The organism is Desulfonema magnum, assembly GCF_017377395.1.
Lineage (GTDB): Bacteria > Desulfobacterota > Desulfobacteria > Desulfobacterales > 4be13 > Desulfonema_C > Desulfonema_C magnum.
Window position 1 is genome coordinate 997,029 of sequence record NZ_CP061800.1, and the last position, 21,799, is coordinate 1,018,827.

Sequence of the window (21,799 nt, forward strand, 5' to 3'; positions counted from 1 at the left end):
ACACAAAGGAACCACAGAGAGACTTCGTGAAACTTTGTGTCTTCTTGTGTAAAAGGTGGGACATACCCAAAAAATCGCTTCGCTCTGTTTTTGCAGTTTTTTGTACCGAAAATTTTTTGATCTGCTGAATGTCCGTCTTAGAACACGCTGTTCGGCAGAAGACAGTAACCCGTGAACATACCGATGGGATTCAGTATATATTGACATAAAATTGGCAGAGTGTAAATATATAAATTTCAGTCCGCCTCAGACCTCATTATAACCAAAATTTTTTATTGATGAATTTGAGAAATGTTTTGTGTGAGGGGAGCCGGAAAAAACGCGTCAATCTGCTCGGGGATGAAAGGAAATATCTTCGGGATGATTTGATTTTCCAAGCAATTCAGGAGTTTTTCAGGTCAGAATCAGGCTTTTCCTGATTTACAATATTTTTTTGATCGGATATGGAATAAAATCGGAAAACGGGCAGGCCCTGTTTCTCTGCCGCACAGGAACGAAAGAAAATGCTCAGCGGAACAGCGCATCTTTTCCGAGTTCCGTGAGCAATGTTCTGACCTGCGTTCATGAGAGTGCATTTTCGGAGAAAAAGATGAAAATACTTATCGTTGATGATAAAAAAGAGGGGCTTTACCTTTTGGAAACACTGCTGAAAAAGGGCGGTCACGAAGTCGTATCTGCAGCGAACGGGGCAGAGGCTCTGGAAATATTATCCGCTGAAAACGTGGAAATGATCATCTCTGACATCCTCATGCCTGAAATGGACGGGTATCAGTTTTGTAAAAATATCAGACAGGACGAAAAATTAAAAGACATTCCCTTTATTTTTTATTCAGCTACATATACAGACGAAAAAGATGAGGCTTTTGCCTTAAAACTGGGAGCGGACAGATTCATTCGGAAAACTGTCAGGCCGGATGAGCTTTTGGGAAAAACAATACAGAACGTGATTAAAGATAAAGAACAACATGAATCTGTTCAGAAAAAGTCCACACCTCTGAAAGACGAGAAAGAAATTTATAAGCTTTACAGTGAACGCTTGGTTAATAAGCTGGAAAAAAAAGTGTCAGAACTGAATTCCTCATTGACTAAACAGGAGCAATTAAATGAAAAGCTGAAAATTAAGGAATATGCCATTGCATCGTCCATTAACGGAATAGCATTTGCCGACCTTGATGGGAATTTAACCTATGTCAACCAGTCTTTTCTTGACATGTGGGGATATGACAGCGAGGAAGAGGTGCTTGGGAAATCAGCAACAAAGTTTTGGAACTCTGAATACAATGGTTTGGAAGTAATAAAGAAGCTGTATTATAAAAATAAATGGTCCGGCGAAATGAAAGCCAAAAGAAAGAACGGATCCGTTTTTGATGTCCGAATATCAGCAAATCTGGTCACTCAGAAGGACGGCAGACACCTTTGCATGATGGCATCATTCAGAGATATTTCTGAGCAGCGCAAGTTGGAAGCCCAGCTTCGTCTGTCCCAGAAAATGGAAGCCATTGGGAGACTGGCTGGCGGAATTGCTCATGATTTTAACAATATTCTTTTTATAATCATGGGTTACGCAGAGATGATTATGGGAGATTTTCCTAAAGACAGCGAGCCATATAATAAATTGATGAAAATTCTCACGGCATCCAAACGCGCCAGAGACCTGGTTCGCCAAATTCTCACCTTCAGTCGTCAGGATGATACGGAACGAAAGCCTTTGAATATTCAACCGGTTATAAAAGAATCACTGAAATTGCTGAGGTCATCAATATCCAAAAATATTGAGTTCAAAGTGAACCTGGATACTGATTGCGGAGACATTATGGGAGACCCGACCCAGATTCATCAGATAATGATGAACCTGTGTACCAACGCTTACCATGCGATGGAGGAGACAGGTGGCTGCCTTGAAGTGACGCTGAACGAAGTGGTTATCGGAACTGATGATATGATGAATATAAAACCGGGAAAACATCTTCGCTTATCAGTTCATGACACGGGGAAAGGAATGACTTCTGATGTAATGGAAAAAATTTTTGAGCCGTATTACACAACAAAAGAAAAAAACAAAGGTACCGGTCTTGGTTTGTCCGTGGTACATGGAATTATAAAAAACCATGAGGGTAATATAACCGTTTACAGCGAACCGGACAGGGGAACAACATTCAATCTCTATCTGCCAGTGATTGAAGAAAAATCTGTTGAGGAAACAATATCTGATGATGCTGTTCAAAAAGGGAGCGAACATATTCTTCTGGTAGATGATGAAAAACAGATTGTAAAAATGGAAAGTCAGATGTTGGAAGCTCTCGGATATCAGGTGACAGCATTTATCAGCAGCAGTGAGGCGTTGAACACATTCCGAACAGAGCCGGAAACATTCGATCTTGTGATTACAGATATGGCTATGCCAAACATGACGGGTGAAAAACTGGCACAACAGTTAAAGAATATAAGATCAGATATCCCGATTATTCTTTGCACCGGGTTCAGCGAGCGTATCAGTGAAAACAGGGCAAGGAGAATGGGCATTGACGGATATATTATGAAACCTATGCTTAAAAACGAATTAGCTAAAAAAATAAGGGAAATATTGGACTGAAATTACAGAGTTAATGCATATGGACAATTGAAGGGATATTCTGCCCTGTCATCATCATAAGTACCTGATCACTCGATGTTCAAATTTTTTTTGTCCGAACCGGGTCAGAAAACCTGATCATCGAGTTATACAAAATCCTTGTGTAGCGGGAGCCAGTTTTTATAATTATAAAAAACTTGATTATCGAATATCAGAAACCTCCGAGGTTCTGAAAACGACCTGACCGAGTTCGCCGAAGTCCTCAGCGGGTTTATGTCTGAAAATTTATGATCAGATACATGGCCGGAACTTGACAAATTCATCTGATTTAAATTTATCACCGGAATGTCCGCTTTTTTTCGGGTGTGTCCCGCCTTTTACACAAGGACAGGTTTTATGTGTAAAAGGCGGGACACATCCGTTTTTTTACCACGAAGGCACGAAGGCGCAAAGTCTCACGAAGTCTCTCCGTGGTTCCTTTGTGTCTCTGTGGCTGATTTTTTCGGATAAAAGGCGGGACGCATCCGTTTTTTACCACGAAGACACAAAGTCTCACGAAGTCTCTCTGTGGTTCCTTTGTGTCTTTGTGGCTGATTTTTTCGGATGTGTAAAAGGCGGGACACATCCGTTTTTGCCACGAAGGCACGAAGTCTCACGAAGTCTTTTTGCGGTTCCTTTGTGTCTTTGTGTCTTTGTGGCTTTGTGGCTGATTTTTTCGGATAAAAGGCGGGACACATCCGTTTTTTTGCCACGAAGACACAAAGTCTCACGAAGTCTCTTTGTGGTTCCTTTGTGTCTTTGTGTCTTTGTGGCTGATTTTTTCGGATGTGTAAAAGGTGGGACACACCCTTTTTTTCAGCAGGTTCTGCTTTCCAGATTTTTTTATAAATGGTCATGAGCGGTCCGCTCACAACGAAACATGAAAGAACTTTTAACTTTATTAACTTTATTAACTTCAGACACTTTCATATAAATGATCATGGCCGAGGCTCACAACAACACATGAAAATCAGACAAAATGACAAATCCCCCCCTGAAAAACATATATCTTAAAATTTATAGTGTATCACAAGTTAAAGCCAATAAATTTTAAATGTTATCACAATTTAACGGCAGTGAGGCTCTGATTTGGGAACACACTTACAAACAAAGTTCCCCTTTTGCGTATTTCAGGAAAAATCCCATCCTTTGTTTCCAAATTCCGGTTTGCAAGTTTCAGGAAATTTCCATTATCCGGCGATCATGACAAAAAATGAAAATTTCGGATGTACTGAAATTTTGATGATATAAGTCATTTCCCAAAATTCAATCCCCCCCGATACTCATAAAACTTTGTAAAACTGAAAATTATCTCTTTTTTTTAAAAAAATTATACTCATTTATTGACAAATAAAAAATGTTGATATAAATAATGCGATTTGGCATATATCTCAACACAACGTGAAAAACAAGGGAACAAAAGATTAAAATAAAAAACAAGGGAATGTGACTCCCCAATCAAAAAATTTTCTATATTTTGGCAGTGCATAAAGGGAAGGGACGCAAAAAAAATTATATCTGAAATATACATCTGACTATTTTTTAACAAATAAACAAATAATAAAAAAAATGCAATCAGGAGATTCCTGATTTTAAGATGAGAAATATCTGATTGAATATCAGGATGATCTGCCCATGTCTGCTTATCTTGAAATCAATACGGATAATCAGGGCGTTTGCGCCTCATCTATTCTGCTTTATGACAGCCCCCTGATGGCATTTTAAAGAAAACAAATAATTAATATTATAGTCGGGGAAGAGAGGGGATGCATATTTGCGGAGACTGGGTGTTTAATGTTAAACGCCTTTTGTGTTTATTTTAATTTTAATATATGTCAATTCAAAACTAAGCAACCTCAATCAATAACATAAGGAGGTAAGAAGATTGGCTTTTGATTTTTATAAAGAGTCTTATGCCGGCAGTGTCAAGGAAATTACTTTAGGAAAAGGTGACAAGGCCGTTACCGTGGGTGGCGAAACAAGCTACCCGTTCTATCTGTTTGAAGGGGAGATGCCCAATAAACCCAGAATTGCAATGGAAATCTGGGATATGGCTCCGGAAGATTGGCCCGAGGCCGCATTGGCTCCTTTCAAAGATGTTGTTTCTGACCCGGCTGCCTGGGCCAAAAAATGTGTGGATGAATTCGGGGCTGATATGGTTGTTCTTCAGCTCAAAAGCACCGACCCGAATGGGAATAATGCCAGTGCCGATGATGCGACAGCCACTGTAAAAAAAGTACTTGGTGCAATTGATGTGCCGCTGATTATATGGGGCACTGCCAATATCGAAAAAGACGAGGAAACTCTCAAAAAAATTTCAGAAGAATGCCAGGGAGAGAATCTGATTCTCGGGCCTGTGGAAGACAAAAACCACAAGGGAATCGGTGCTTCCGCAATGGGTTTTGGTCATAGTCTGATTTCATCTTCTCCCATTGATGTGAACCTTGCCAAACAGGTGAACATTCTTCTTGAAAACCTGGGCATGCCCATGGACCGGATTATTGTTGATCCGACCACCGGCGGTCTGGGATATGGTATGGAATACTCTTATTCAGTCATGGAACGCCTCAGAATGGCAGCAATGGCTCAGGGAGATGACAAACTCCAGTTCCCGATGATTAACAACCTGGGGAACGAAGTTTGGAAATGCAAAGAAGCAAAACAGACCGCTGACGAAGCCCCGACCCTGGGCGACCCTGAAAAACGGGGGATTCTCATGGAAGCCACGGGCGCTGTGACTTATCTGATGGCAGGTTCGGATGTTCTGATCATGAGACATCCCGAATCCGTCCGTATGGTCAAGGCATTTATTGATCTGTTGTCAGACGGCGGGTCAGCAGGTGACATCGCAGGCATCGGCAAACAGTTGGATGATGTTGACATTGATTTTGCATCGCTTGCACCGGCACCGGACCTGACCATTGAGGAAGAAAAGAAGGCCGCCCCTGCCAAAAAAGCTGCTCCCAAGCCCGCTCCTGAAGCGTCTAAGGCAGCAGCTCCCAAAGCTGAAGCAAAACCTGCTCCCAAAGCTGAAGCCAAAAAAGAAGAACCAGCCAAACCTGTTGCAGATCCTGAAGCCGAAGCCAAAGCAAAGGCTGAAGCTGAGGCCAAAGCAAAAGCTGATGCTGAAGCAGCAGCCAAAGCCAAGGCTGAAGCAGCAGCCAAGGCCAAAGCAGATGCCGAAGCTAAAGCCAAGGCTGAAGCCGAAGCCAAAGCCAAGGCTGAGGCAGATGCCAAGGCCAAGGCCGAAGCAGATGCAAGGGCAAAAAGAGAGGCTGAAGAAGAGGCTGTCCGACAGCAACGGGAGAAAGAACGGGAAGAAATGGCCGCGAAACGAGCTACAGCGGCGAAAACAGAAGTTACCAAGACAGCTGCAAAAGTTCAGAAGTCCAAGACAAGTAAAATGCTGAATAAGCTGAAACGAGGACGCAGATAATATCCCCCAAGACTGTCTCTGTAAGGATTTTAGAATCATTTAACTAAACTGACATGAAAATATGAGGAGGAACCTCTAAATGGCAGAAGAGAAAAAAGCAAAAGCGGTTAAGGCAGCAAAACTTGCTGATCCGATAAAAGCTTCTATTGACAAAGCAACTCAGGAAATGATCGTACGGGCCCAGGAACTGGGTATTGACACAGTTTTTGACAGAGCCGAAAATATGAAACCCTGTAACATCGGAATGCAGGGAATCTGCTGTAAGAACTGTTCCATGGGTCCCTGTCGTCTCCCGCTTCCCAAGGGCGGCATCGAGGGCGAGGACACAAGAAAGAGTCTGTGTGGTGCAACAGCGAATACCATTGCTGCCCGTAACTTCATAAGAATGGTTGCTGGCGGAGCCGCAGCCCATTCTGACCATGGCCGCTGTGTGGCAGAGGTCTTTCTGTCCGTGGCAAGAAAAGAGTCCAAAGACTATCAGATCAAGGATACGGACAAACTTCTGTCCATCGCTCCTTATTTTGATGTCGCTGTCACCGTTGAGGTTGACGGAGAAGAAGTGGACAGGGACATTGACGAGATCGCCCTGGAAGTGGCTGAAAAAGCAATGAACGAATGGGGCAAGGCCGAGGGAGAGCTTTACTATCTGAAGAGAGCACCCGAGGCGCTGTATGAAAAATGGAAAAAACAGGGCGTGCTTCCCCGGAACATTGACCGGGAGATCGTGGAGATCATGCACCGCACCCATATCGGCGTTGACCAGGATTACAAGAACCTGATCAAACAGGGGACCCGGGCCGCCATCGCTGACGGATGGGGCGGTTCCATGCTGGCCACGGATCTTCAGGACGTGCTTTTCGGCACACCTTACCCGGTACAGTCCGAGGCCAACCTGGGTGTCATGAAAGAGGACCATGTCAACCTCATCCTTCACGGCCATGAGCCGGTACTTTCCGAAATGGTCGTGGCCGCTGCCCAGACTCCGGAAATGGTTGAGTACGCGAAATCCAAAGGCGCGAAGGGTATCCAGCTTTCAGGCATCTGCTGTACAGCCAACGAGATTCTCCAGCGTCACGGCATCCCTACCGCTGCAACCTTCTTGCAGCAGGAAATGGCCATCATCACCGGCGCATGTGACGCCATGGTGGTTGATATCCAGTGCATCATGCAGAATGTCGCCAACGTGGCCAACTGCTTCCATACCAAGCTCATCACCACTCATCCCATTGCCAGGATGGAGCAGGAGAACGTGATTCACATTGAATTTGATGAGCATCACGCCATGGAAGATGCCACGAAGATTGTGAAACTGGCCATTGACAATTTTGAGAACCGGCGTGCCGAAGTGATGATCCCGAGGCACAAGAACACCCAGATCGCCGGGTTCGGTGTCGAGTCTGTCGAATATCACCTCGGTGGTTCCTTCCGCGGCTCTTACTACACGCTGAATGACAACATCATCAACGGCCGGATCCGGGGTATTGCCGGCGTGGTGGGCTGCAACAATGCCAGGACACGCCACAATGAGGGTCACATAGAAGTTGTCAAAGAGCTGATCAAAAATGACGTGATCGTCCTCACCACCGGCTGCAACGGCATTGCCTGCGCCATGGAAGGACTGCTCACCCCCGAAGCCGCATCCGTCTATTGCGGTCCCGGACTTGCAGAGGTCTGCGAGACCGTGGGAATTCCGCCCGTGCTGCATCTGGGGTCCTGCGTGGACAACAGCCGCATCCTTCTGGCCGCGGCCGAAGTGGTCAAGGCAGGCGGTCTCGGCAAAGACATCTCTGATCTCCCCGCTGCAGGAAGCGCGCCTGAGTGGATGAGTGAGAAGGCCATCAGCATCGGCCATTATTTTGTCGTATCAGGTGTTTACACAGTCTTCGGCTACACGCTGCCCACATCCGGTGCTCCGGTGTTCCATGATTATCTGTCCAAGGAACTGGAAAATCTTTATGGCGGCATGTGGGATCTTGAAGTAGATCCGATTAAGCACGCTCAGAAGATGATCGCCCACATTGACAAAAAACGTAAGGCTCTCGGTATTGACAGGGCAAGGGAAAGAGTCCTTATGGACATGGCATCCCGTCAGGCACTTGAAGCGTAATATTGGAAACTGGAAACTGGAAACTGGAAACTGGATAACCCCCAAGTTTCGAGTTTCAAGTTTCAAGTTTCAAAAATCACAAAATACCTCAATGAAGGAGGAACAGATACATGTCTAAGTTAGTAGCATTTGCAGGAATACAGGGCGGCTATAAAGTTGTTTCAACTGCTGAAGGCGAGTTCCAAAAAGCGCTTGAAACCTTTGACGCAAGTTCTAAGATAGAATTCCCGAACACCGGTTATTATCTTCCGGTTATTTATTCTCTTACTGGAATGAAAGTTGAAACCCTTGAGGATATGAAGGAACCTCTGGAATTTGCCCGCGGTCTTCTTCCGCCGCATATCAAAGGAAAACATCATCTGCCATATCTCGGGCCTCTTCTGGATGCCGGCATGGCCGCAATTTTTGCTTATGAAATTATAGAAGCGTTGCGCATTCTCAGGGAACCTGATTTTTATCTGCCCCAGGAAGACCCGGATATTGAAGCCGGAAAAATATGGGTGGGACCCGCAGACGATGTCATTCTCAGAAAAAGAGGTGTTGAATTTGTTGACGGCAGCGCACCCGGTTTTGCAGCAATCGTAGGCTCATGTCCTGATCCTGAAACAGCCAAGATGATTGTTGAAGATTATCAGAAAAAAAATCTCTACATTTTCTGTGCGGCAAATCATAATGGCACATCTGTTATTGAGCAGCTGATTGAAGCCGGTGTTCAGATCGGCTGGAACACCAGAATCGTGCCTTTTGGTCCGGATATTTCCTCTGCTGTTTTTGCACTGGGTTTTGCAAACAGGGCAGCTATGACATTCGGCGGTGTTCAGCCGGGTGACTATAAAAAAATACTCCGTTATAACAAAGACCGCGTATTTGCATTTGTAAACGCTTTCGGTGACATTGGAACCGAATGGGGTGTTGCAGCGGCCGGCTGTGTGAACTGGGGTTTCCCGACTCTGGCTGACACTGATATTCCTGAGATTCTGCCGACCGGTATTTGTACTTATGAGCATGTTGTTGCCAACGTGGCTCATGATGAAATCTGCCAGAGATCTGTTGAGGTCAGGGGACTCAAGGTCACGGTTTCCGAAATCAATATTCCCTGCTCATTTGGTCCTGCATTCGAGGGCGAGCGTGTCAGAGGCGCTGACCTGCTGTGCCAGATGGGTGGCGGTAAAACCCAGGCCACAGAGCTGGTGAAAATGGCAGAAATGAATGAAATCGAAGACGGAAAAGTGGAACTTATCGGTCCCGACGTCACAGATATTGAAGCGGGCGGAACCCTTCCTCTGGGTATCTTCATGCAGGTTGCCGGACGCGAGATGCAGCCGGATTTCGAGCCTATCCTGGAACGTCAGTGCCACCATCTGATTAACTATATCCAGGGTGTCATGCATATCGGACAAAGAGATATCGCATGGGTGCGTGTCAGCAAGGGCGCAATGGAAAAAGGCTTTACGCTCAAGGATCTCGGTGTTGTTCTTCACGCCAAGTTTCATCAGGATTTCGGAGCCATCTTGGACAAAGTACAGGTTACGCTGTACACCAACCAGGAAGATGTTGACAAGCTCACGAAAAAAGCAAGAGCCGAATACAAGTTCAGAGATGAGCGTGTTGAGAAGATGACTGATGAAGATGTGGAAACCTTTTATTCCTGTACGCTTTGTCAGTCTTTTGCTCCGAACCATGTGTGTTCGGTCAGCCCGGAAAGAACAGGGCTTTGCGGCGCATACAACTGGATGGACTGTAAGGCATCTTATGAGATCAACCCCACCGGTCCGAACCAGCCCATTGAAAAGGGTGAGTGCATTGATCCCAAACTGGGTCAGTGGAAGGGCGTCAATGAGTTTGTCCAGAAGGCATCCAGAGGGGCTGTCACCCATTATAATTTCTACTCAATGGTCATAGATCCCATGACCACCTGCGGATGTTGCGAGTGTATTGCTGCCATGCTTCCCTCCTGTAACGGCGTTATGACGGTCAGCAGGGACTATACTGGCGAGACGCCCTGCGGAATGAAGTTCACCACCCTGGCCGGTGTCATGGGCGGCGGAGCTTCCTCTCCGGGTTTTGTGGGTCACTCGAAATTCAATATTACCCAGGGCAAGTTCATCATAGGTGATGGCGGACTTCTCCGCATGGTATGGATGCCTAAGATGCTCAAGGAAGAGATCAAAGAGCGTATTGACAAGCGTGGCAAAGAAATGGGATGCCCTGATCTGTATGACATGATCGCAGATGAGAGTGTGGGAATCACTGAAGAAGAAATTCTGCCCTTCCTCCAGGAAAAAGGCCATCCGGCCCTTACCATGGAACCGTTGGTAGGTTAATTATATTATAAACTTATCTCCCGTTTTCATGTCTTATGGGAGCGGGAGTGGACAGAAACTGATAAAAAAGGGCGGAAGGAGACACCGCCCTTTTTTAAAACTGGAAACTGGAAACTGGAAACTTGAAACTTGAAACTGGAAACTGGAAAGTTGAAACTTGAAACTTGAAACTTGAAACTGAATAACCCCCAAGTTTCAAGTTTCAAGTTTCAAGTTTCAAACCTCAGGTTTCAAGTTTCAAGTTTCAAACCTCAGGTTTCAAGTTTCATATAAGGAGACAAGAATGGCATTAACCGGTATTCAGATTTTTAAGCTCCTGCCGAAAACCAACTGTAAAGAATGTGGTGTGCCCACATGCCTTGCTTTTGCCATGAATTTGGCATCTGGAAAGGCTGAACTTGATAGTTGTCCATATGTATCTGACGAAGCAAGAGAACAACTGGCCGAGGCTTCTGCCCCGCCGATTCGTCCTGTTCCCATTGGAAAAGGTGTCCGTGGGTTCACCGTGGGCGGCGAAACTGTAATGTACAGGCATGAAAAAACATTTTACAATGCCACTGCTTTTGCAGCGGTTGTGGCTTCAGATATTTCAGACGCTGATCTTGAGAAAAAGCTGAAAGTATGGAACGCATTTCAGTTTGAGCGGGTGGGACTGAACCTCAGACCCCAGATGGCTGCTTTAAAAGATGTGAACGGAGATGCTGCCGCGTTTGCAAAAGCAGCGAAAACCATTGCTGAAACTTCGGAGTTTAATCTGGTATTAATGTCAGACAACGCCGATGTCATGAAAGCCGGTGTTGAGGCATGTGCTTCCAAACGCCCTCTGATATATGCAGCTACGGACGCAAATGCAGATGAATATGGTGCAATTGCAAAAGACAACGAACTGCCTCTTGCCGTCAAAGCAGATTCTATTGAAGGATTAGTCGCTTTAACCGAAAAGCTTACCGGAATGGGTCTGAAGGACCTTGTGATTGATTCAGGTTCAAGAGAAGTCAAACAGGCCCTTGAGGATCAGGTCGCAATTCGCCGTGCCGCACTGAAAAACGGAAACAGATCAGTGGGTTTCCCCACCATAGCGTTCCCGTGTGAAATGGCTTCAAACCTGGATATGGAAACCCTGATCGCAGGCATGTTTGTTGCCAAATACGCAGGGATCGTTGTGCTTTCCGATTTTACCGGTGAAAGCATTTTCCCGCTTCTTCTGGAACGCCTGAATATATTCACCGACCCCCAGCGTCCCATGACTGTGACAGAGGGTATCTACGAAATCAACAATCCGGATGAAAATTCACCGGTGCTTGTGACCACCAACTTTGCCCTGACCTATTTTATCGTATCCGGTGAAATTGAAGGCAGCAGAGTCCCGAGCTGGCTGCTTATAAAAGATTCAGAAGGTCTTTCCGTCATGACAGCATGGGCTGCGGGAAAATTCGCAGGAGATGATGTCGGTGTCTTCGTGAAAAAATGTGGCGTAGCGGATAAGATCAAACATCAGGATATCATTATACCAGGCTATGCTGCCGCAATTGCCGGTGACATGGAAGAAGAGCTGCCTGGCTGGAAAATTACTGTGGGACCGAGAGAGGCCGCACATATTCCGGCTTTTCTCAAAGCATTATAATAATTGATAATTGGGAATTGAGAATTGAGAATTGAGAATTGAGAATTCACAAGCTTCTCGTCTCTTTTTTCAATTCTCAATTTAAATTATCAATTTTCAATTTTCAATTTTCAATTAAAAAGGGAGATTTTTATGCTGCTTATTGGTGAGAGTTTAAATGTAATATCAAGAAAAATCGGTCGGGCATTTAAAGAACGTGATCCTAAGCCGATCCAGGAAGAAGCACTTTTTCAAAAAGAAAAAGGCATGGATTTCATTGACATCAACCTCGGGCCTGCCAAAAAAGACGGACATGAACTGATGCCGTGGGTGGTTCAGACGGTTCAGGAGGTTGTTACCGATCTGCCGCTGGCATTGGACACATCGAATATTGACGCTATTGAAGCCACGCTCAAGGTGATAAAGCCGTCTGAAAATGGTGTTTCACACTTGGTCAACTCCATTATGGTTCGTCCCGAACGATATGAGAGAATGGTGCCGATGGTTGCGGAATACGGCGTTGATTTTATTGCCCTGATGTGGGGACCGGAAGGTCTGCCCCGCGATGAAAATGAACGGGCCGCCCTTTGTGTCGAACTCCTTTATTTTGCAAACGAAGCCGGGATTCCGAATGAAAAAATTTGGGTTGACGGCATTGTCACCCCGGTAAATATTCAGCAGCCCCAGCTCATGAGCCTGATGGAATTCCAGAAAATGATTGCGGATATGGCTCCGGGTGCAAAGAGTACATGCGGTCTGTCAAATATTTCAAATGGTCCTCCGGATCACCTGCGCCCCATTCTGAATCAGACATACATGGTCATGCTTGAAAGATGCGGCATGGTTTCCGTTATTTCAGACCCCCTTGATGATCAGCTGACTGCCATTGCAAAAGGACAGCGTCAGGATGTTGTGGACATTATCCATAAAACAATGGACGGCGAGGCCGGGGATGTAAGCGGTCTTTCAAAAGAACTTCAGGATTATGTAAAGACAGTTGACGTCATTCTTGGAAGGACGCTCTATTCTGATTCATGGCTTGAGATATAGATGAAGCAAACAGGCTTGAATTTATGATACCACAAAAAGGCCTCTCCCTTCGGGGCGGGGCTTTTTTTTTTAAGATAAGGAGTGCGCCAAATGGCACGTGTTGATGATTATCTGAATGCTAAAAAAATAGCTGTTGAAACACTTTCAAAAGCATCCTTTCAGGAACTGGTTCAGCATTCGAAATTTGAACAGGTTAATGATAATACTTTCAGAGTTCCCTTTCTTAACAGGGTGTTTCTGGTCAGCTTTACTGATTTTGATTTTCAAGATGAATCTGAAAAAGAAAAAGAAGTTCCCATACAGGAACAGGTTCTGATTCTTCATTACTGCATGGGCAGCGGTAATATATTAAAATTAAAAGACAAGCGAATCGCCTACAGGGAAATACCGGGCGCGTCGTTTTATTTCAGCGCGTTTGTTCAAAGGGCAATTGATCCCCTAAAAAAAGTGTTCGGACAGAATATTCCGGGATTTTTGAAAGCCGCGGAACAACTGAATGGCAAAAAAATTGACATCGGGGACGCAGGATTTGAATTTGATCTGTTTCCTAAAATTTCCTTACAACTGATTTTGTGGGAGGGAGACGACGAATTTCCTCCGGAGGCAAATATTCTGTTTCAGGAAGGCATTGGAGAAATTCTGTCTCCGGAAGATGTGGCATGGCTGTCGGGAATGATTGTTTACAGACTTATGGCAATGGGCAGATAACTGGAAACTTAAAAATCGGGACTTGAAACTTGAAATTTGAGACGGGCGGGTGTTCAGATTATGCAACATATTATTGAAAAAGTTCATGTCAGTATTCGATTTACCAAGCTCCGTAATTCTTATATTGACACATTTGTCAGACACAGGATAAATCCTGAAATTGCTTTTGACGGGCCTGCCCTGGACCGTTATTCTCTTTCTGATTTTGTCGCCATTGCAAAACAGTTGCATGAAAACAGTCTGAGCGTAACTTTTCATGCACCATTTATGGATATTTCTCCGGGTTCGCCTGATCCGGCCATAAGAGAGGTAACTTGGCACCGATTTGAACAGATGCTTCGCCTGGTTCCTGTTTTCAAACCAAAAACGGTTGTCTCTCATGCAGGTTATGACAGAAAGCGATATCATTTTATAAGAGATGAGTGGGTTGAAAACAGTCTGAAGATATGGAAAAAGCTTGCAGAACGTATAAGGGATGAGGGCGGACGGTTAATGCTGGAAAATGTGTATGAACACGGTCCTGAAGATATTCGGATATTTTTTGAGAATCTCGAAGATCAGAAAGCGGGTTTTTGCCTGGATATTGGTCATCAGACTATTTTCAGCAAAACATCGCTTGAGCTATGGCTGGAATCTCTCGGCCCCTATCTCGGACAGCTTCATTTACATGATAACTTTGGCAAAAAGGATGATCATCTTGGATTGGGAAAGGGTTCAATAAATTTTGAACCGCTTTTTAGTTATCTGAAAAACAGGAAAAAGACAATGCCGGTCATTACACTTGAGCCTCATCAGAGTGAGGGGATGTGGGATAGTTTTAAATATCTTGAAAAAGTTTGCCTGTGGTAGAGAATTTACCCTTTTCATCCGGATAAACCGGAAATAACAAATTTCAAATTCCAATTTCCAAATAAATTCCAATCTCCAAATTTCAAATTCAGGCTTGCTGTCCGGCTGCTGTTTTCCGACAAAAAAAACACAAGTTTCAGGATTAGGATACTGGCACTTAACACCTAACACCTGACACTTAACACCTGACACCTAACACCTAACACTTAACACCTAACACTTAACACCTAACACTTACAGAGAGGTCATACATGGGAGAAATCAAAAGCACATTAGACCTTGTCATGGAAAAGACAAAGCATCTTACGCTTACCGAAAAGGAGAAAACAGAACAAAAATATAATGAATTCAGAAAGAGCCTTAAAGGGCTGGTTCAAAAATTTCAAGACAAATTATTAAATATGGAACGTTTTAACAAAGAATTGAGTATCCTGCAAAAAAATTATAATATATCAGAAAAAAACAGTTTGTTAAACGAAATTTTTGACAGACTTGATCTTGATCAGGATAACACAAGGCTTTTTGAACTGCTAAATAAAATTTGCGGATTAGATGTGATGAAGCTTGAATCCGTATTTGACAACTATCAGGACACGATCCGTTTAAAATCTCAGAAAAAAAAGGATGAGATAAAAGAAAATCTGGCAAAAAAATATTTTATTTCAGGCGGCGCTGTTGTCCCGAATGTGGACGCTGACGGCACATGGCTGGCAGAGCTTCAGGATATCAGGAATGAATTCGGTCTCCTGCTGAATCAGGAAAAATCCGGTTTGAAAGTTGAAACATGAAACTGAGAGTTATATGTAATTAAACCAAACTTGTTCTAACTCATTGAAATTTATTTTAGCTTCCGCTGCTCCCGCTATAATTTCCCCATGGCCCGGCAGGACCCATTCCACATCCAATTCCGCAAGTCTTATGATACTTTCTTTGAGCAGCTGGCCATTTCCTCCGGGAAGATCCGTCCGCCCAAGCCCTTCTTTAAAAACTACGTCCCCTGTAAACAATGCCTTTTGCTCGGGCCAGTAAAGAGAGACCGAGCCGGGGGAATGTCCGGGCGTGTGAATGACCTTGAATTCAAGACCATTTACAAAAAAATCCCCTTCTTTAAGAAAAAAATCAGGTGTGAGAGATTCCAAACGCATACCAAAAGCGTCTGCATATCTTTCCTTAGCCAACTGCCATTCTGCCTCATGAAGCGTCATAAGTGCAGGTTCCTTTTTAAATAATTGAACAGCCTCAATGTGGTCAGGATGGGCATGGGTGCATATGACCAATCCGATATCTTCAATACCAATCCCCAATTTTGAAAGATTTTTATGAACATGGTCAAACAGACTGACATGACCCGGATCAATGAGTACACGGGTCGGCCCGTCAATCAGATAGGTATTGCAATTGTTGGTTGTCATAGATTCCCACACAAAAGCATGGAGTTTGTCAAATATTTTCATAAGATATCCTTTTAGCCGTTTTTTTGATAAAGTTTCAACGAATTGGTGTCTGAGCGAAAAAGCAGGCCATCTAAATCGCCTATTTTTATTTACTTCCCTTTTGTGCCACTTTCGATTGCCCTTCGATAAGCTCAGGGCACGGCGACAAGCTCAGGGCAGCGACACACCCACAAGCTCAGGACACGCCTGACTTGCCGTTCCCTGAGCTTGTCGAAGGGAACAAGAACCAGCCAAAATAATGTCAAAAAGTGATATTTTTAGACGGCTTAGGTATAAAGGTTTATTTCCGGTTTTGGAACACTGCCGGCCTAAGTTTGAGAACCAGGGAAAAATATAAGAACATGGGATTCATTTTTATGATCGCTCTGCCCTGAGTCTTTCCCATTCTGCAAGATAATCTCTGAGATGGGCACGTTCCGGTTTTTCTGATTCTGTTTTTAACAACTCCTGTAACAACTCCTGTTCATGGGCATACTGCTCAGATGTAAAAAAACCTCCGAAATAAGCCAGCCGCAGCCACAGCAGATAGGTCGTTAACGAATCAAATTCATTATATGCGATAATCTTGTCGAGTTCCCCGTCAAGCCATAACGGCGCAACCTGCTGGCCGTCTCCGGTTATCTTTCCGGGAATGCCGCATACTGTCACCATTTCATTAAGAGAAGGGTTTGATTTTCCCCAGCCGCCCACAATTTCGATGAGGTCAACATTCCAGTCACTTCCCCTGGCAAAATAATCTATGCCTTCCCAGGGTTTGTTGGGACGCCGACAAAAATCTGCAACCTGGATTCCGTTTGCAAGTCCTCTCTGTATCAGGATTTTGAGATCAGCAGCATGAGAGTTATAGCCGACCACCTGGGGCTTACGCGTTCCGATGGCACTGAGAAAGGTTTCCACAATATGGGCTTCCGCAACCTGGGCCGGGTCTTTTGAATCCCGGGGGAGCGAAAGCAAATGAAGTTTGGTTTCTCCGTTGCTCACGGTTCTTGTCACAACTGAAATGGAAACCACACGGCACAGCACGGTTTTCAGATAAGGCATGGGGTTTTCATCAGTGGCCCCTCCTTTTTTCCACATTTCCTGAATCACGTCTTCATCAGGCGTGTCCTCTGCAAGTCCGTAAAGTGATTTGCCTGTCACGGGATCAGGAACCCATTCCACATCAAATACCCATACTTTATCTTTAACGTCTTTGAACACAGCTTTTTCCTTTTTACAGACTTTAAGAAAAAAAATTGTCCGGAGTGCCAAACTTACAGTTTGGCAGCCGCCCGGTTTGCGGGTGCCGGAGATATTGCCAAACTGTAAGTTTGGCACTCCGGAGCGACAGACATTTTCTTAAAAATTACAGGTAGTATTCCAGAAATGGATATGCTGACATCTGGTGGCCCGAATTAACTGTGACACACAGCCTTTTGTTCATTTCTGAAACAATCTTCTTATCCATTAAAAAATATTGCCATCATCAGCCCGCATGAACAGGACTGGCGTGGCAAATTCCCGGTTGTCGAGTCCCGCATCTGAGGAAACCTGATTTCTTGCCCATTGCACTGCCCAGTCAACAGGCTTTCGCTCGGTAATTGCATTGTAAAATTCTTCGAGAAATATCTCAGCCGTGGAAACAAGAACCTGATACCGCATGGCGACCACGGCCGGAACTCCTTTTTGCACGATTTTGGGGGCAATGCCGAGAAAGCCCTGAGGCGAGTCTGTTTTCGCACTCTCGCAGGTTGCCAGGCAGATGGTCGTCAGCATCTAAAAACATGGCTGAGAAGCGTTCGTCATCAACTTTCCATGTTTTGCTTTGGCTAATGATTGATAACATTTTTGAGGTTCACGAACCGCTGACGAATTTCAGAACACTTCATTTATAACAGGCTGTTAATTCAGTATAATCAAAATTTTCAAGAACTTTAAAAAAAAATAATTATAGTTGATGCCGTAGCGTTCTGTCAAGTTTTATCTTAGATGTCTGAAATGCGTATTTATTGATATTTAAATAAATATCAGTGAATTGAGGGAGTGTCAACAGGGAGGAAGGAGTATTCGGTCTCGTTCCCACGCTTCGCGTGGGAATGCCTTCGGGACGCTTCGCGTCCCGTGGCGGATCGGATATGTGTCCGGCGGCTGGCGGATTCGGGACGCGAAGCGTGGGAACGAGACCAAAAAGCCCCGGAAAATGAAAAGCTTGTCAAAATTTTTCAGAATCATCCGTTTTCGGGAAATCTCCGTGATCTTCAAAGATTGGCATCTCTGATTATGGCCTGGTGGGCAAGACATCAGCCTGAAACAGCCATTTCAAAAGCCCTGACAGAATGGCAACGATGGGAAAATACGGGCATCATATCAGGAGAGAGCCGATTCGGACACGGCTCTCGCAGAGATCGGATACGGTGGTTTCAGGCTGAACTCGACCGATGGGCCAAGAAGAAATATGGGACTTGGGTTGCGGCTGCCAAATCGCTTCAATGCGATGAAAAGACTTTACGAAAGGATGCAATATATGACAATGAATCGAAAGACTGACCGGAAATTTCCGAGGTCCTGTTCCATATTTATGCTGTCAAGTCATTTCGTTTTTTTTCATGGTCTTACTCGTCACTTATTAGGAGCTTTTCTATTTAGGTCGCTATTGGAGTCAGGCCACGCCAACCAAACTGAAAATCAGCAAAACAGATATGATCATAAGCGTTTTCAGAGGACATATCGCATTTTTCAGCCTCGGAATGAGCCTCACAAGATTCTGTGTTCCCGGTAAGTTGAAAAGCCCTCCCGCACCCGTATCGTTCTTATTATCCTTGAAAATAGGCTGTTAAGCTGATATCAGTCCAAAGAAATCGTGTTTGACAATGGCACGTTGACCTTGTATATTATATGTTCGGAGTGATAAGAAACGGTTATTCACGGGACAAATTAAACTTAAAAATTCGGGGGACAAAAATTCGGGAGACACAATACTTATTTCCTTACAAAGAAAAGCCCGGCAGGAAACTGAGACCGAATAAATAAGTATTGTGTCCCCTGATTTTTAATAATCCATTCAGATCAGATGAACGAAAATGACATTAATGGAAACAAAATTATGGAAGAAACAGCCATTCTGCTCCGAGAACTGGCAGAATCAGGTGTCAGGCACACACCAGAGGATATTGTGCGTATCGCCAGGCGTGCAACAGATGGGAAAATCATATTTATCGAAAAAGGAAGCAGAAGAGCGGGGTTACAGCATATTCTTGAAAGACATGCCGAAGATTTTGCCAGACAGGGCTTTTCTTCTGGTGAAATTCCTGATATTGTCATAAAAGCGGTAGCAGAGGGAATAATCGTGGGCTGTCAGGGAACACGCCTGATTTATGAGATTGAAACTGAGGGGAACAGATATCGTATTGCCGTCACAGTGGGATCGAACGGATATATTGTCGGTGCCAATCCGGTATCGTTTCCCTGATTGCAGGAGGTCAGAATGCAGGAAACCATTAAATTAATGGCTGATTACGAATGCTTTCCTTTATGGAAATGCGAAGAGACCGGGGCCGCAAACGTGGATACTGACAGTCTCCCGCTGTCTGCCAAAACAAAAAAACGCCTCAGAAGCTGGGCAGAATGCTATGACAGCACCTTAAACTTGGAATATCCTGCATCGTCAGGCTTTGCAACTAAAGAAGATCAGCAGGCATTTGAAGAGGAAGGCAAGTCTCTGTGTAAAATTCTCGTGGAGGAACTGAAAGACACTTATAAAGTGGTCTATTTCAGCGAATCAGCCTCGGAATTACTTGAATTTCAGAGAGAAAATATGAATACAGAACGGATGGGAGAAGCTTCGGAATTTTCCAAGAATTTTGCCGACACCTCGGACAAAAAAGAGGAAACTGACATGATAAGTTCCGATGTGCAAAAAGTTTATAAGCAAATACTGAAACTGACAACTCCGGAAAAAATGATTCTCATCTCCAAAATGTTGCCGGAGTTGTCCAGAGAATTTGAGAAAAATGTCAATCCTGGCAATTACAGCCTCAAAGATGTGGGAAAAGAAATCTGGAAAAATGCTGGCTAATGATAACAATTAGATAATTAAGGATAAAAAACGAGGATGGGCTGAACTTTGTCACCATGACATACATCAGGCCAGTGTCAGTCGTGCCCCCCGCTCCGAACCATCACGAATTTTTGGGGGGCGTGGAGAAACCCGGCTTTTTTTCTCCGGATGAGGCGTTTCTCCCGCTGGAAAAACCCGGGTTTCTTTCTTTGCCGCTCCACAGGTGTCAAATTGTTTATAGGACATATACCAGCCGGATATATAACCACAAAAGCTGTGTTTCAGATTCTGCCCCGTGGTTACACTGAAAAAATCCATTTAAAATATGCCTTATTTTGGGGAATGCTCGGCAGCATATTTCCTGATTTGGATATGTTCTATTTTTACTTTATTGATAACAGCCGGCATCTCCATCACGGATATTGGACTCATCTCCCCTTTTACTACCTATGTATATTCTTTCTCCTTTTCTCGATTTCATTTGCATTCAGGAAACATTCTCTAAAAATTTATCTAACTGTGTTCTCAATGAATATTTTTATTCATCTGTTTTTGGATACCATAGCGGGCAAAATCAGATGGCTTTATCCCTTTTCCTCACATGATTTTGTCTTTTTCAATGTTCCCGCACGTCATCACTGGTGGGTATGGAACTTTGTTTTTCACTGGACTTTCCTTTTTGAAATCATTTTAACTGCAATTGCTCTTTTTTTAATAATCAGAGATATTCGGAGATCAAACAAAACAGTTATTATGACCCGGGCGGATATTTGCTGAAACGATTGACATATGACTCGATGTGCGGCCTGCAAATGCCACAAAGGCACGAAGGCACGAAGGCTCACGAAGGTTCTCCGTGTCTTTTTTACTGAACACATATTTATTTATGAAGAACTCTGTTATATTTATAATGATGATAGCAAGTTTTCTTTTCATGCCTTCAATGCTCCGCGCTGAAAAAGTCCGGGAAAGCACATGCTACGGCACGACAAAAAAGGGCAGATTGGAGAACGGTGTCAGATTACCTCGAAGCGGAACAAATTTTGTGCCGTATTCATCTTTCGGTGTCATGGCCGGAAGAACGTATGTTCATAGCAAAGTTTTTGAAGTCATCGTAAAAACGTATGCCATTCTGAATAAAACACATCCTGATAAGATTTTTATGTACGGAGAGACAGGTTTCAAAAACGGAGGTAAATTCAAACCGCATAAAACTCACCAAAATGGTCTTTCCGCGGACTTTATGGTTTCAGTTCTGGACAAAGCAGGAAAATCAGTGCCTCTGCCGACAAGTATTTTTAACAAATTCGGCTATTCTCTGGAATTCGATAAAAAGGGCGGATACAAAGATTACACAATTGATTTTGAAGCCATGGCCGCCCATCTGATGATACTTCATAAAGAATGCCAAAAAGCCGGTATCGGAATTTGGCGTGTCATTTTTGATCCCGAACTTCAGCCTTATTTATTTAAAGTGAGACATGGAAGTTATCTGATAAAAAAACTGAGATTCTCTGAAAAACCTTCATGGGTTCGGCATGATGAGCATTATCATGTTGACTTCAAAGTAAAATGTAAAAAGAAATTTTGAAAACCTGAGACGCTTCAACAATTCAAAAGG

At 44.1% G+C, this 21,799-nt stretch carries 19 protein-coding genes; 14 read left to right on the plus strand and 5 right to left on the minus strand.

The window, feature by feature from the left end:
• The first annotated feature begins 589 nt into the window (after nucleotides 1-589).
• Nucleotides 590-2,593 (plus strand): ATP-binding response regulator, encoded by a 2,004-nt coding sequence (locus dnm_RS03980; protein WP_207681422.1) that lies wholly within the window; start codon nucleotides 590-592, stop codon nucleotides 2,591-2,593.
• A gap of 434 nt (nucleotides 2,594-3,027) precedes the next feature.
• Here the strand turns inward: dnm_RS03980 and dnm_RS03985 are convergent, their stop codons facing one another.
• On the minus strand, nucleotides 3,028-3,468 hold the full coding sequence (locus dnm_RS03985) for a hypothetical protein (protein ID WP_207681423.1): 441 nt from the start codon (nucleotides 3,466-3,468) through the stop codon (nucleotides 3,028-3,030).
• Between the two features lie 1,028 nt (nucleotides 3,469-4,496).
• On the opposite strand from dnm_RS03985, the gene dnm_RS03990 reads away from it, so the two are divergent.
• The 8 genes from dnm_RS03990 to dnm_RS04025 all read left to right on the plus strand — a co-directional run bounded on the left by dnm_RS03990 (nucleotide 4,497) and on the right by dnm_RS04025 (nucleotide 15,476).
• The gene (locus dnm_RS03990) at nucleotides 4,497-6,047 is read left to right on the plus strand and encodes an acetyl-CoA decarbonylase/synthase complex subunit delta (RefSeq protein WP_207681424.1); all 1,551 of its coding nucleotides are present in this window, start codon (nucleotides 4,497-4,499) and stop codon (nucleotides 6,045-6,047) included.
• 79 nt (nucleotides 6,048-6,126) lie between these two features.
• Nucleotides 6,127-8,154: an anaerobic carbon-monoxide dehydrogenase catalytic subunit gene (gene cooS, locus dnm_RS03995; RefSeq protein WP_207681425.1), complete on the plus strand. Its 2,028-nt coding sequence runs from the start codon at nucleotides 6,127-6,129 to the stop codon at nucleotides 8,152-8,154.
• Nucleotides 8,155-8,264: 110 nt separating this feature from the next.
• The gene (gene acsB, locus dnm_RS04000; protein ID WP_207681426.1) at nucleotides 8,265-10,478 is read left to right on the plus strand and encodes an acetyl-CoA decarbonylase/synthase complex subunit alpha/beta; all 2,214 of its coding nucleotides are present in this window, start codon (nucleotides 8,265-8,267) and stop codon (nucleotides 10,476-10,478) included.
• A gap of 283 nt (nucleotides 10,479-10,761) precedes the next feature.
• The gene (acsC, locus tag dnm_RS04005; RefSeq protein WP_207681427.1) at nucleotides 10,762-12,102 is read left to right on the plus strand and encodes an acetyl-CoA decarbonylase/synthase complex subunit gamma; all 1,341 of its coding nucleotides are present in this window, start codon (nucleotides 10,762-10,764) and stop codon (nucleotides 12,100-12,102) included.
• A gap of 132 nt (nucleotides 12,103-12,234) precedes the next feature.
• Nucleotides 12,235-13,131 (plus strand): dihydropteroate synthase, encoded by an 897-nt coding sequence (locus dnm_RS04010; RefSeq protein ID WP_207681428.1) that lies wholly within the window; start codon nucleotides 12,235-12,237, stop codon nucleotides 13,129-13,131.
• A gap of 90 nt (nucleotides 13,132-13,221) precedes the next feature.
• Complete coding sequence (locus dnm_RS04015; RefSeq protein WP_207681429.1) at nucleotides 13,222-13,839, plus strand: DUF3786 domain-containing protein; 618 nt, start codon at nucleotides 13,222-13,224, stop codon at nucleotides 13,837-13,839.
• Nucleotides 13,840-13,899: 60 nt separating this feature from the next.
• Nucleotides 13,900-14,688 (plus strand): sugar phosphate isomerase/epimerase family protein, encoded by a 789-nt coding sequence (locus tag dnm_RS04020; RefSeq protein WP_207681430.1) that lies wholly within the window; start codon nucleotides 13,900-13,902, stop codon nucleotides 14,686-14,688.
• A gap of 251 nt (nucleotides 14,689-14,939) precedes the next feature.
• Nucleotides 14,940-15,476: a hypothetical protein gene (locus tag dnm_RS04025; RefSeq protein ID WP_207681431.1), complete on the plus strand. Its 537-nt coding sequence runs from the start codon at nucleotides 14,940-14,942 to the stop codon at nucleotides 15,474-15,476.
• A 9-nt stretch (nucleotides 15,477-15,485) separates the two neighbouring features.
• Here the strand turns inward: dnm_RS04025 and dnm_RS04030 are convergent, their stop codons facing one another.
• From dnm_RS04030 to dnm_RS04040, 3 genes are all read right to left on the minus strand, one after another.
• Nucleotides 15,486-16,142, minus strand: coding sequence for an MBL fold metallo-hydrolase (locus dnm_RS04030; RefSeq protein ID WP_207681432.1), 657 nt, complete (start codon nucleotides 16,140-16,142; stop codon nucleotides 15,486-15,488).
• A 354-nt stretch (nucleotides 16,143-16,496) separates the two neighbouring features.
• Complete coding sequence (locus dnm_RS04035) at nucleotides 16,497-17,342, minus strand: 3'-5' exonuclease (protein WP_207681433.1); 846 nt, start codon at nucleotides 17,340-17,342, stop codon at nucleotides 16,497-16,499.
• Nucleotides 17,343-17,588: 246 nt separating this feature from the next.
• Nucleotides 17,589-17,897 (minus strand): CHAT domain-containing protein, encoded by a 309-nt coding sequence (locus dnm_RS04040; protein ID WP_207681434.1) that lies wholly within the window; start codon nucleotides 17,895-17,897, stop codon nucleotides 17,589-17,591.
• 267 nt (nucleotides 17,898-18,164) lie between these two features.
• On the opposite strand from dnm_RS04040, the gene dnm_RS04045 reads away from it, so the two are divergent.
• From dnm_RS04045 to dnm_RS31525, 4 genes are all read left to right on the plus strand, one after another.
• Nucleotides 18,165-18,668 carry a hypothetical protein gene (locus dnm_RS04045; RefSeq protein WP_207681435.1) on the plus strand — a complete coding sequence of 168 codons (504 nt, stop codon included), beginning with the start codon at nucleotides 18,165-18,167 and terminating at the stop codon, nucleotides 18,666-18,668.
• Between the two features lie 523 nt (nucleotides 18,669-19,191).
• Entirely contained in the window at nucleotides 19,192-19,590 is a 399-nt protein-coding gene (locus dnm_RS04050) for a hypothetical protein (protein ID WP_207681436.1), read from the plus strand.
• 15 nt (nucleotides 19,591-19,605) lie between these two features.
• Nucleotides 19,606-20,196: an immunity protein CdiI family protein gene (locus tag dnm_RS04055; RefSeq protein WP_207681437.1), complete on the plus strand. Its 591-nt coding sequence runs from the start codon at nucleotides 19,606-19,608 to the stop codon at nucleotides 20,194-20,196.
• Nucleotides 20,197-20,346: 150 nt separating this feature from the next.
• Nucleotides 20,347-20,955 carry a metal-dependent hydrolase gene (locus dnm_RS31525; protein ID WP_353740331.1) on the plus strand — a complete coding sequence of 203 codons (609 nt, stop codon included), beginning with the start codon at nucleotides 20,347-20,349 and terminating at the stop codon, nucleotides 20,953-20,955.
• Here dnm_RS31525 and dnm_RS04065 read toward each other — a convergent pair.
• Nucleotides 20,914-21,114, minus strand: coding sequence for a hypothetical protein (locus tag dnm_RS04065; protein WP_207683807.1), 201 nt, complete (start codon nucleotides 21,112-21,114; stop codon nucleotides 20,914-20,916). The genes dnm_RS31525 and dnm_RS04065 overlap by 42 nt on opposite strands.
• Here dnm_RS04065 and dnm_RS04070 point away from each other — a divergent pair.
• On the plus strand, nucleotides 21,113-21,769 hold the full coding sequence (locus dnm_RS04070; protein WP_207681439.1) for a penicillin-insensitive murein endopeptidase: 657 nt from the start codon (nucleotides 21,113-21,115) through the stop codon (nucleotides 21,767-21,769). The genes dnm_RS04065 and dnm_RS04070 overlap by 2 nt on opposite strands.
• The last annotated feature ends 30 nt before the right edge of the window (nucleotides 21,770-21,799 follow it).